The organism is Arhodomonas sp. SL1 (assembly GCF_052060015.1).
In the GTDB taxonomy this organism is placed as follows: domain Bacteria; phylum Pseudomonadota; class Gammaproteobacteria; order Nitrococcales; family Nitrococcaceae; genus Arhodomonas.
Genome location: NZ_JBPODZ010000008.1, coordinates 66,696 through 77,858 on the forward strand (window position 1 = coordinate 66,696; position 11,163 = coordinate 77,858).

An 11,163-nucleotide genomic window follows, 5' to 3' on the forward strand; every position below is an offset into this window, starting at 1 on the left:
GGATATTCCGATGGGTTTTCTCGAGGGCAAGAAGGCACTGATCGTTGGCGTGGCGAGCAACCGCTCCATCGCCTGGGGCGTCGCCGAAGCAATGGCCCAACAAGGGGCGGAGATCGCGCTGACCTACCAGAACGACAAGCTCAAGGCGCGGGTGGAGCAGTGCGCGGAAGTCTGCGGCAGCCGCATCGTGCTGCCGCTGGATGTCACCCGGGATGAAGAGATCGAGGCGGTGCTCGCCGAGCTGGAACGCCAGTGGGACGGTCTCGACATCGTGGTCCACGCCGTGGGCTTCGCCCCCCGCGAGGAGCTCGAGGGCTCATTCGTGGACAATACCACCCGCGGTGGCTTCCAAATGGCCCAGGACATCTCCGCCTACAGCTTCGTCGCCCTGGCCAAGGCAGCGCGGCCGATGATGAAGGGCCGCGGGGGCTCGTTGCTGACCCTGACCTACCTCGGCGGCGAGCGGGCCCTACCCAACTACAATGTCATGGGGCCGGCCAAGGCGGCCTTGGAGGCCTGCGTACGCTACATGGCCTACGACCTCGGACCGGAGGGCACGCGGGTCAATGCCATATCCGCCGGTCCGATCCGGACCCTCGCCGCCTCGGGGATCGGCAACTTCCGCAAGATGCTCGACTACAACGCCCAGGCCGCACCACTGCGGCGCAACGTCACCCCGGAGGATGTGGGCAAGGCCGGGGCGTTCCTGTGCTCGGATCTCGCCTCGGGGATCACCGGCGAGGTAGTCCACGTCGACGGGGGCTTCCACGCCGTGGCCCTGTCCGGTGCCGAGTTCGAATAACAACGGCATGGGCGCCGGGCCCGATCGGGCCCGGCGGGCCCAGGTCACAGCCGGTCGTCGTAGATGGTGACGTCGGCCTCCGCCCGCAAGGCTTGCACCAGCGCCTGCTCGGCGCTGCGGGCATCGAGCTCACGCAGCCGCATGCGCAGCTCCTCGCGCTCTTCCTCGGGGATATCCGCGAGGCGGCCGTCACGTACCCCACGCAGCAGGATCACCGCATAGTCCCCATTGGACAGCTCCACCCCACGGCGGTTGGTTTCCCCCTCCCCGGGCGGCTCGGTACGGAACACGACCTCGCTGATCTCACTGGGAATGTTCCCGCCGCCGCGGGTCACCCAGCCGGGCTCGGACCACTCGGCGGCCTCTTCCTCGGCCGCTAACTCCGCGGGCTCCACCCCCCCGGCCAGACGGTCGAGGAGGCCCTCACCAACTTCCCGCGCCCGCTCGGCGGCGCGCTCGGCCACCAGGCGCTCGCGCACCTGCTCGCGCACCTGCTCAAAGGGCAGGACGGTCGCCGGCCGCTGCTCAGCGACGCGCACCACTGCCGCGTGGTTCTCGCCGAGCTCGACGAGATCGCTGTTGAGCCCCTGCTCCAGCACCTCGGCGGAGAACGCCGCCTCCAGTATGGCGTCCCGGGCGGTGATCTCGCTGTCCGTGCCCGCGCGCGATACCCAGTCCGTGGTTTCCACGGGCAGATCCACGGCCGCCGCTGCCGGCTCTAGGCTACCGGGGTTCTCGTAGGCCAAGTTCGCCAGCTCGTTACGAAGCGCCACGAATGCCTCCTCGACAGCACGCTCCTCGAGCTCCTGGCGGATCTCGTCGCGGGCCTCCTCGAAGGGCGTTACCTCTTGGTCCCGCACCTCGGAGATACGAATCAGGTGCCAGCCGAAATCGCTCTCCACCGGCTCACTGATCTGGCCCGGCTGCAGGGCATAGGCGGCCTCCTCCAACGGCTCCGAGAGGTCACCCCGGGAGATCCAGCCAAGCTCACCGCCCTCTCGTGCCGAGGCAGGATCCTCGGAATACTCTTCGGCCGCCTCGGCAAAGCCCAGATCGCCACCGGTGATGCGCCGGCGCAGCTCGGCGAGCCGCTGCTCCGCGCTTTGGGTCTGCTCTCCCTCCCCCTCGGTGGAGGGCTGCAACAGGATGTGTTGGACCCGCCGTTCACCCCCTTTCGTATACTGGGTGTCGCGAAGGGATTCGTAACGCTCGCGGACCTCCGCCTCGCTGATGTCCGCCCGCTCGGCCAGGGTCTGTGGCGAAAGCTCCACGTAGGCGAGGCGGACCTGGCGGGGGCGTTCCCACGACGACTCGTTGGCCCGGTAATACTCCCGCAGCGACGCCTCATCCGGCTGGAGCTCGTCGGCGAAGGAGGACGCCGCCACCCGCAGCCAGGCGACATCACGCTGCTGACGCTGGATGGCGATGAAGCGGGCGAGCTCCGCGTCGGTGACGAACACGGAGCCACTGACGCCGCGTTGGAGCTGGCCGGCCGCGCCCTCACGACGGAGCTGCGCCTCATAGCGCTCGGGCGTAAGGTTGTTCTGCTGCAACACCGCCCGATAACGCTCCGGCGAAAACTCCCCATCCACCTGGAAGAACGACTGGCCTTGGATGTGTTGGCGCAGGGCCTGGTCGGTCAGGCGCAGGCCGTGCTCACCGGCAAAGGCATCGAGCACAGCGGTATTGATCAGCTCGTTGAGGGCCTGTCGCCGGAGCTCTCCGCCGCCGAACATGGAGGGGTCATACTGATCGCCGAGCATTTGCTGCAGACGCTGGCGCTGCTGCTGCACGGCCTGGTCGAGCTGCTGGGAAGTAATCTCCTCGCCCTCGACTTCGGCGACCGGCGGGTTGGACCCGCCGGTGAAATAGTTGTAGACACCGAACAGGGCGAACGGGACCACGAGGACCGCCACGATGGTGTAGCCGATCCAGCCCCGGGTGTTGTCACGAATAGACTGCAGCATCGTCACCAACCATGCGGACTAGGGTTGTTCACAAAGTCCCCGGGAGACAGGCCGTGTTTTCCGGGGTCCGGACAGCAAAAAGGCGCCGCGCGGGCGCCTTCCGTGTGCTGGGATATTGGATGGCGGAGCGGACGGGACTCGAACCCGCGACCTCCGGCGTGACAGGCCGGCATTCTAACCTGCTGAACTACCGCTCCGAGTTTCTTGGTGGGTGGTGAGGGGCTCGAACCCCCGACATTCGCCTTGTAAGGGCGACGCTCTCCCAGCTGAGCTAACCACCCCAACTGAGGCCCGCTAGTTTACCGCATCCTTTAGCGCTTTGCCAGCCTTGAATCCGGGCACCTTGGATGCCGGGATCTTGATGCTCTCACCGGTACGCGGATTACGGCCGGTGCGGGCGGCACGCTCGCGCACGGTAAAGGTGCCGAACCCGACCAAGGTCACCTGATCGCCCTTCTTTAGGGCATCGGCAACCGAATCCGCAAAGGCATCGACGGCGCGGGTGGCCGCCGCCTTGGAGATGTCGGCGGACTGCGCGACGGCTTCGATCAACTCGGACTTATTCATGGACCCAATCCCCTTGGAGTTTCTTATCGGGACATGCCCACCATCCGCGTTCCACGGTCCCTGGCAACCAGGGGGGAGGTGAGCAATCCGGCGTTGTGCCTCACCTGCATCCTAGCGTTGCCACCCGGGCGACACAACATTGCAGGTGCACAACACGCCACACGGGTCGTCGGGTTTCATCCATCGCGCCTGCCGGGCCGACGAATAATGCGGCGGGGCCATCCCCGCCGCATCGCGGCGCTTTTTATAGCAACGGTGTCGACGCGGTGTCAAACCGCCCCGGTCAGTGGGTGCGGGCACCCTCGCGCTTGCGCCGCCCCTTGGTCTCCGTCTTGACCTCGGCGGACTCCAGCTCGCCATTTTCCGTGGGCCTGGGCTGCGGCGGCTGCACCAGGGCCTGCTCGAAGACCTGGTCGATCCAGCGTACCGGCCGGATATCGAGCTTATTCCGGATATCCTTACTGATCTCCGAGAGATCCTTGCGGTTCTCCTCCGGGATGAGCACCGTCTTGATCCCACCGCGAAGGGCCGCCAGTAGCTTCTCCTTGAGCCCACCGATGGGCAGGACCTCGCCGCGCAGGGTGATCTCGCCGGTCATCGCCACATCCGAGCGGACCGGGATCTCGGTCAGCGAGGACACCAGGGCCGTGCACATACCGATGCCGGCGCTGGGGCCGTCCTTCGGGATCGCGCCCTCGGGGACGTGGACATGGATATCCCGGTTCTGATGGAACTCGGGATCCACCCCCAGGGCCTCGGCGCGGCTGCGGACAACCGTCCGTGCCGCCTCGATGGATTCACGCATCACGTCGCCGAGCTGACCGGTGTTGGTCAGGCGGCCCTTGCCGGGGACCACCGCCGCCTCGATGGTGAGCAGCTCGCCGCCCACCTCGGTCCAGGCAAGGCCGGTGACACGCCCCACCAGGTCCGTCTCCTCGGCCATGCCGTAGCGGTAGCGGCGGACGCCGAGATACTTGTCCAGGTTCTGTGTGGTGACACGCACACCTTCGGAGCGACCCCGTTTCTGGCCGCCGGTGACCACCTCGCGGACCACCTTGCGCGCCACCTTGGCCACCTCCCGCTCCAGGTTGCGCACGCCGGCCTCCCGGGTGTAGTAACGGACCATGTCACGCACCGCGTTGGCGCTGATCTCCAGCTCGCCCTTGCGCAGACCGTTGGCCTTGATCTGCTTGGGGATGAGATAGCGCTCGGCGATGGCCACCTTCTCCTCCTCGGTGTAGCCGGGAAGCCGGATCACCTCCATGCGGTCGAGCAGCGGCCCCGGGATGTTCATGGTGTTGGCGGTGCACACGAACATCACATCCGAGAGGTCGAAGTCCACCTCCAGGTAGTGGTCGTTGAAGGTGGCGTTCTGCTCCGGGTCGAGCACCTCCAACAGCGCCGAGGCCGGGTCGCCGCGGAAGTCCATGGCCATCTTGTCCACCTCGTCGAGGAGGAACAGCGGATTACGGGTGCCCACCTTAGAGAGCTTCTGCATGATCTTGCCGGGTAGCGCGCCGATGTAGGTACGCCGGTGACCGCGGATCTCGGCCTCGTCGCGGACCCCGCCGAGAGACATGCGCACGAACTTGCGGTTGATCGAGCGGGCGATGGACTGCCCCAGCGAGGTCTTGCCGACGCCGGGCGGCCCCACCAGGCAGAGGATCGGCCCCTTCAACTTGCGCACCCGCTTCTGCACGGCGAGATACTCGAGGATCCGTTCCTTGACCTTCTCCAGGCCGTAGTGGTCGACATCCAGGATCTGTTGCGCGCGCTCGATGTCGTGGCGCACCCGGGTGCGCTTCTTCCAGGGAACGCCGACCATCCACTCGAGGTAATTGCGCACCACCGTTGCCTCGGCGGACATCGGCGACATGAGCTTGAGCTTGTTGAGCTCCTGCTCGGCCTTTTCCCGGGCCTCCTTGGACATGCCCGACTCGGCGATCTTGTTCTCGAGATCCTCCACCTCGTTGGGCACATCCTCGAGCTCGCCGAGCTCCTTCTGAATGGCCTTCATCTGCTCATTGAGGTAATACTCGCGCTGGGACTTCTCCATCTGCTGCTTGACGCGCCCGCGGATGCGCTTCTCCACCTGGAGGATGTCCAGCTCGCCCTCGATCAGCGCCATCAGGTGCTCAAGACGGGCACGCACGTCCTCGATCTCCAGGGTCCGCTGCTTCTCCTCGATGGACAGCGACATGTGCGCGGCCACGGTATCGGCGAGACGCCCCGGCTCGTCGATGCCCTGCAGGGACGAGAGGATTTCCGGCGGCACCTTCTTGTTGAGCTTCACGTACTGCTCGAACAGCGACATCAGCGAGCGCATCATCACCTCGAGCTCGCGGTCGCCCTCCGTGCTGACCTCCGGGATCTCCTCGGCCATGGCGGCGAAGTAGTCCGCATCGCTGACCAGGGAGGTGACCCGGGCCCGCTGGCTGCCCTCCACCAGCACCTTCACGGTGCCGTCCGGGAGCTTCAGCATCTGCAGGATGTTCGCGACCGTGCCCACCTCGTAGAGGTCATTGGCACCGGGTTCGTCGACCTCGGCACTCTTCTGCGCCACCAAGAGGATATGGCGCTCCCCCTCCATGGCGGCCTCCAGGGCCTGGATGGACTTCTCGCGGCCGACGAACAGCGGGATCACCATGTGCGGATAGACGACCACATCGCGCAGCGGCAGTACCGGCATGCGGCCGGAGACGGGCTGGTTGCGATCACTGGTGGTTTCGGTGGTCATAGGATTCGGGTCCTCGTGACTGGTTCGGCGGAGGCCACCGCGGGAATCGGTGGCCCGTAAGACGGCACTGCCCGGGATATGGAGCCGGCGGGGGGCGCTTTCAACGGATACTCAAGGGCCCGGCCGCCGACGGCGACCGGGCCCTTTACGGGAGCAACGCCCGAACCGCCGTCAATCCGAGGCGGCAGCGGGCTGCTCGGAGCCGTCGTAGATGATGTACGGCTTGGTCTCGCCGCGGATCACCGCGTCATCGACCACCACCTTGCTGACGTCGTCCAGGCTCGGTAGGTCGTACATGGTATCCAGGAGCACGTGCTCGATGAGCGTCCGAAGCCCCCGGGCACCGGTCTTACGGGCAATGGCCTTGCGCGCCACTTCCCGCAGGGCCTCGTCGCGGAACTCCAGCTCCACGCCCTCCATGTCGAACAGCCGCCCGAACTGCTTGACCAGCGAGTTCTTGGGCTCGCGCAGGATGCGGATCAGGACCTCCTCGTCGAGCTCATCGAGGGTCGCAACCACCGGCATGCGGCCCACGAACTCCGGGATCAGGCCGTAGTTGACCAGATCCTCGGGCTCGACATCGCGCAGGGTGTCACTAGTGCTCTTGCGCTCGTTCGTGGCCTTGATGTCGGCGGAGAAGCCGATCCCGCCCTTCTCCGAGCGCTGCTGGATGACCTTCTCCAACCCGGCGAAGGCGCCCCCGCAGATGAACAGGATATTCGCGGTGTTGACCTGCAGGAACTCCTGCTGCGGGTGCTTGCGCCCGCCCTGGGGCGGCACCGAAGCGGTGGTACCCTCGATGAGCTTGAGCAGCGCCTGCTGCACGCCCTCACCGGATACGTCCCGGGTGATCGACGGGTTGTCCGCCTTGCGCGAGATCTTGTCGATCTCGTCGATGTAGACGATGCCCTGCTGCGCCTTCTCGACATCGTAGTCGCACTTCTGCAGCAGCTTCTGGATGATGTTCTCCACGTCCTCACCGACATAGCCGGCCTCGGTGAGGGTGGTGGCATCGGCGATGGTGAACGGCACGTCGAGCATCCGGGCCAACGTCTCGGCAAGTAGCGTCTTGCCCGAACCCGTGGGCCCAATGAGCAGGATGTTGCTCTTGGATAGCTCCACGTCGCTCTTCGACTGCCCCGCCTCCATGCGCTTGTAGTGGTTGTACACCGCGACCGAGAGCACCTTCTTGGCCGGTTCCTGGCCGATGACGTACTCGTCGAGCACCTCCTTGATCTCATGCGGCTTCGGCAGCTTGTTGCCGCCACCGGCCGCCTTCTCCTCCATCTCCTCGCGGATGATGTCGTTGCAAAGCTCGACGCACTCGTCGCAGACGAAAACGGACGGGCCAGCGATCAGCTTGCGGACCTCGTGCTGACTCTTGCCACAGAAGGAGCAATACAGCAGCTTGCCGTTGTCGTCGCCCCTGCCGTTCTCTCTGTCACTCATTGGTTACCCTCAAGAATGGGAGCAGTATTCGCTGAAACCTTGCCTGCATTTTAGCAGCCACGCAAGTAAGCGCCGACGGCCGCGCGGCCCGCGGCTACGCCCTATCCGGCTAATATGGGGGCGGGGAGGGGAGGGTCTTCAAGGGTGCCCCGGCGGGTAGCCGGGGCGCTACGTCTCACTCGCCGGCGCCGCCGAGGCTGGCGCGGTCGCGCAGGGCGGCGTCGATGATGCCGTACTCCTGGGCCTCTTCCGGAGCCATGAAGTTGTCCCGCTCGGTATCGTGCTGGATGGTCTCCATGTCCTGCCCGGTGTGATGGGCGAGGATGCGGTTCAACCGCTCACGGGTGTTGAGGATTTCGCGGGCGTGGATGTCCACGTCCGTGGCTTGGCCCTGGAAGCCACCGAGGGGTTGATGGATCATCACCCGGGAGTTGGGCAGGGCGAAGCGCTTGCCCGCCGCGCCTGCGGCGAGCAACAGCGAGCCCATGCTCGCCGCCTGGCCGATGCACACGGTGCTGACGTCGGGCTTGACGAACTGCATGGTGTCGTAAATCGCCAGGCCCGCAGTGACCACCCCGCCGGGGCTGTTGATGTAGAGGTGGATGTCCTTGTCCGGGTTCTCGGACTCGAGAAACAGTAGCTGGGCGATCAGCAGGTTGGCCTGGTAGTCCTCCACCGGGCCGACCATGAAAATCACCCGCTCCTTGAGCAGCCGCGAATAGATGTCGTAGGCACGCTCGCCGCGGGCAGTCTGCTCGACCACCATCGGCACCAGGCCGGTGTTCTCGATCTCGCTGCGGATCTGGCCCTCGCGCTCACTGGTCATGGTCATTCTCCGGCCTCGCCGTCGTCTTCTTCGCTCGCCCGGCCGAGCAGCACGTCCAGGCTCACGGGCTTGTCGGTGACCTGGGCCCGCTCGGCGATCCAGTCCACCACCTGGTCCTCCATGACCTGTACCTGCAGGCTCTCCATGAGCTGCTGGTTCTGCATGTACGCCTGGATCACCTGATCCGGCTGGCCGTAGCCCGAGGCGATCTCCTGCAACGCCTCGGACAGGCGGCTGCGGTCGAGTTCGATCTCGTTGGCGCGAACGATCTCGTTGATCAGCAACCCGAGCGCGACGCGGCGCCGCGCCTCTTCCTCGAACTGCGAGGCGGGCAGGTCCGGCTCCTCGCCCTCGGCACCGTACTGCTGCATGCGCTGCTTCATCTGCTCGCGCAACTGCTCGATCTCCCGATCGATGAGCACCTGGGGCAGCTCAATGGGGTTACGCTCGATCAGCCCGTCCATGACCTGCTGCTTGACCCGAGCGCGCACGGCCTGATCGCGCTCGCGCTCGAGGTTCTCGCGCACCCGCTCCCGCAACTCCTCGAGCCCGTTTTCCATACCCATGGCCTTGGCGAACTCGTCATCCGCCTCGGGCAGCTCCGCCTCCTCGACCTTCTTGACTTTCACCTCGAAGGTAGCGGTCTTACCGGCCACCTTCGGGTCCGGGAACTGCTCGGGGAAGGTGTAGTCGATGCGCTTGTCTTCACCGGCGCTGACGCCGACGAGCTCCGCCTCGAACTCCGCGGGCATTTGCCCGGAGCCGATCTCCACCGGGACGTCCTCCCCGGTGTTGCCCTCGAACTCCTCGCCGTCGACGGTGCCATGGAAGTCAATGGTCACCCGGTCGCCATCGGTGGCGGCGCGCTCGACCTCGCTGTACTCCGCCTGCTGGCGGCGCAGCCGCTCGATCAACGCATCCACATCCGCATCGGTGATGTCGGCGGCGGGGCGCTCGATGGCGATCTCCTCGATACCGGTGACCTCGATGCCCGGTAGCACCTCGAAGGTGGCCTCGTACTCCAGATCCTTGCCCGCCTCGACCTGCACGGGCTCGATCTCCGGCGCGCCGGCGGGCCGGAGCCCTTCCTGCTCCAGGGCCTCGCTGTAGGTGCTCTGCACGACCTCATTGAGCACCTCGCCGCGCACCTGATCACCGTACTGCTTCTGCACGATCTTCATCGGCACCTTGCCCGGGCGGAAGCCATTCATGCGGACACGGCCGCGCAGGTCCTTGAGTCGGCTCTCGACCTCGCTGTCCACGCGCGTCGAGGGCACCTGCACCTTGATGCGACGGCCCAGCCCCTCAGTGGTCTCCACGGATACTTGCATCGAATACACCTCTTGCGCGGTGCCCGCCACCGCGCGCCTGTGCCCATGTCTGGTGCGAAAGGCGAGACTCGAACTCGCACGGGGGATTACCCCACTGGGACCTAAACCCAGCGCGTCTACCGGTTCCGCCACTTTCGCGATGTTAAACGCGTACTATACCAATGCCAGCGCACGACGCTAAGTCGCCGCCGTGCCGAAAACAAAACGGTCCACGACACGACGCCGCAGACCGTTCACTCCAGCGCATAAGGCTAGCATCTCCGGACCCACGGGGCATCCCCGGTTTCACTCCTGCAGCCGTACACGGATGCCTTCGGAGAGACGGTCCCCCGGGTGTGTGATCACCCGCTCGCCGTGCGAGAGACCCCCGAGCACCTGCGTGCGGAGGCCACTTTGCCGCCCACGTTCCACCGGGCGCAGACGGGCACGACCGTCCTCGGCCACGAACGCCATCCAGCGGTCCCCCTCACGGAACAATGCACTGGTCGGCACCTGGAGCACATCGTCACCCTGCCATAGGATAAAACGACCCTCGACCCGGTAACCGTCACCAAGCCCTTCCCAGGCTTCCTTGGGCGAGCGAATGGCCACGCGCACCGGTACGCGCCGCTCCTCGACACCGAGCGCCGAGACCTCCTCGACACCCCGCGGCTCCACTCGGAGCACCTCCCCGTCCAGAACCGCGTCCCCACCCCAGCGCTCAAGGACCACCGACATCCCCGGGCGCACCCGCACCGCGTCCGGGGACAAGAGCTCGAAGCGCACCTCCAGGGTGGAGAGGTCGCCGATCTCGAGCACCGGCGCCCCCGCCGCGATCGGCCCCTCGCAGCAGCGGAAGCGCTCCACCACCGTCCCCTCGATAGCGGCGCGCACCGGCAACGAGGGCTGCTCCGGCGCCGCCCGCTCGCCATCGGCCACTGCCAGCGTTGCCTCAGCCGCCGCAAGCTCAAAGCGCGCCACCTCCACCGCGTGCCGGGCGGCACGCTCGCCGGCCATGGCGGCGTCGCGCTCGGCACGAATGCGGTCCATGACCTCGGCGGAGATAAACTCCCGGGCGTGGAGTTGGCGATGGCGCTGGTATTCGCCCTCCGCCACCTCGCGGCGGGCCCGCTGCGCCTCCAACCCCGCCTCGGCCATAGCCAATCGCGCCCGGGCCGCAGAGACCGTGTCCCGGGCCTGCTCACGGCTGCGCGCATCCAGGGCCGGCGACGGCAACGCCTCGAGCTCGAAGAGCACCTGACCGGCGGTGACGCGGTCCCCCGGGTCGAGGTCGACCCGGCGCAGGTAACCGCCGATGGGCGCGGTCACCACATGGGGCTCGGGCAGCCAGGCGCGACCCTCGTCCTCGACGTACTCGGCGAACGGCCCGCGCTCGACGAGGGCAACATTGACCGGCACCGGGGCGGGCCAAAGCGCCCAGATCAACGCACCGATGATCGCCATGGCCGCTGCGGCGGCAATCCCATTTCTACGTCGACCCATTA

At 66.4% G+C, this 11,163-nt stretch carries 8 protein-coding genes and 3 tRNA genes; 1 reads left to right on the top strand and 10 read right to left on the bottom strand.

The features are described from left to right. Positions 1-10 precede the first annotated feature (10 nt). Complete coding sequence (locus ACQ754_RS12335) at positions 11-802, top strand: enoyl-ACP reductase FabI (protein WP_440997338.1); 792 nt, start codon at positions 11-13, stop codon at positions 800-802. A 44-nt stretch (positions 803-846) separates the two neighbouring features. Here ACQ754_RS12335 and ACQ754_RS12340 read toward each other — a convergent pair whose 3' ends face one another. From ACQ754_RS12340 to ACQ754_RS12385, 10 genes are all read right to left on the bottom strand, one after another. Beyond that, positions 847-2,769 (bottom strand): SurA N-terminal domain-containing protein, encoded by a 1,923-nt coding sequence (locus tag ACQ754_RS12340; RefSeq protein WP_440997339.1) that lies wholly within the window; start codon positions 2,767-2,769, stop codon positions 847-849. 120 nt (positions 2,770-2,889) lie between these two features. Continuing rightward, a tRNA-Asp gene (locus ACQ754_RS12345) sits at positions 2,890-2,966 on the bottom strand. Positions 2,967-2,974: 8 nt separating this feature from the next. Further along, positions 2,975-3,050, bottom strand: a tRNA-Val gene (locus ACQ754_RS12350). Positions 3,051-3,063: 13 nt separating this feature from the next. Continuing rightward, positions 3,064-3,336: an HU family DNA-binding protein gene (locus tag ACQ754_RS12355; protein ID WP_440997340.1), complete on the bottom strand. Its 273-nt coding sequence runs from the start codon at positions 3,334-3,336 to the stop codon at positions 3,064-3,066. Positions 3,337-3,619: 283 nt separating this feature from the next. Continuing rightward, positions 3,620-6,073: an endopeptidase La gene (gene lon, locus ACQ754_RS12360; protein WP_440997341.1), complete on the bottom strand. Its 2,454-nt coding sequence runs from the start codon at positions 6,071-6,073 to the stop codon at positions 3,620-3,622. A 171-nt stretch (positions 6,074-6,244) separates the two neighbouring features. After that, positions 6,245-7,522, bottom strand: a complete 1,278-nt coding sequence (clpX, locus tag ACQ754_RS12365) for an ATP-dependent Clp protease ATP-binding subunit ClpX (RefSeq protein ID WP_440997342.1) — start codon at positions 7,520-7,522, stop codon at positions 6,245-6,247. A gap of 175 nt (positions 7,523-7,697) precedes the next feature. Beyond that, positions 7,698-8,348 (bottom strand): ATP-dependent Clp endopeptidase proteolytic subunit ClpP, encoded by a 651-nt coding sequence (clpP, locus tag ACQ754_RS12370; RefSeq protein WP_440997343.1) that lies wholly within the window; start codon positions 8,346-8,348, stop codon positions 7,698-7,700. Between the two features lie 2 nt (positions 8,349-8,350). After that, on the bottom strand, positions 8,351-9,679 hold the full coding sequence (tig, locus tag ACQ754_RS12375; protein ID WP_440997344.1) for a trigger factor: 1,329 nt from the start codon (positions 9,677-9,679) through the stop codon (positions 8,351-8,353). A gap of 50 nt (positions 9,680-9,729) precedes the next feature. Continuing rightward, positions 9,730-9,817, bottom strand: a tRNA-Leu gene (locus tag ACQ754_RS12380). A 147-nt stretch (positions 9,818-9,964) separates the two neighbouring features. Beyond that, complete coding sequence (locus tag ACQ754_RS12385) at positions 9,965-11,161, bottom strand: efflux RND transporter periplasmic adaptor subunit (protein ID WP_440997345.1); 1,197 nt, start codon at positions 11,159-11,161, stop codon at positions 9,965-9,967. Between the last annotated feature and the right edge of the window lie 2 nt (positions 11,162-11,163).

What these genes read in the sequence shown, in the direction of transcription:
- ACQ754_RS12335 (WP_440997338.1), top strand. Translation starts at nt 11, where the DNA reads ATGGGTTTTCTCGAGGGCAAGAAGGCACTGATCGTTGGCGTGGCGAGC.
- ACQ754_RS12340 (WP_440997339.1), bottom strand. Translation starts at nt 2,769, where the DNA reads ATGCTGCAGTCTATTCGTGACAACACCCGGGGCTGGATCGGCTACACC.
- ACQ754_RS12355 (WP_440997340.1), bottom strand. Translation starts at nt 3,336, where the DNA reads ATGAATAAGTCCGAGTTGATCGAAGCCGTCGCGCAGTCCGCCGACATC.
- lon (WP_440997341.1), bottom strand. Translation starts at nt 6,073, where the DNA reads ATGACCACCGAAACCACCAGTGATCGCAACCAGCCCGTCTCCGGCCGC.
- clpX (WP_440997342.1), bottom strand. Translation starts at nt 7,522, where the DNA reads ATGAGTGACAGAGAGAACGGCAGGGGCGACGACAACGGCAAGCTGCTG.
- clpP (WP_440997343.1), bottom strand. Translation starts at nt 8,348, where the DNA reads ATGACCAGTGAGCGCGAGGGCCAGATCCGCAGCGAGATCGAGAACACC.
- tig (WP_440997344.1), bottom strand. Translation starts at nt 9,679, where the DNA reads ATGCAAGTATCCGTGGAGACCACTGAGGGGCTGGGCCGTCGCATCAAG.
- ACQ754_RS12385 (WP_440997345.1), bottom strand. Translation starts at nt 11,161, where the DNA reads ATGGGTCGACGTAGAAATGGGATTGCCGCCGCAGCGGCCATGGCGATC.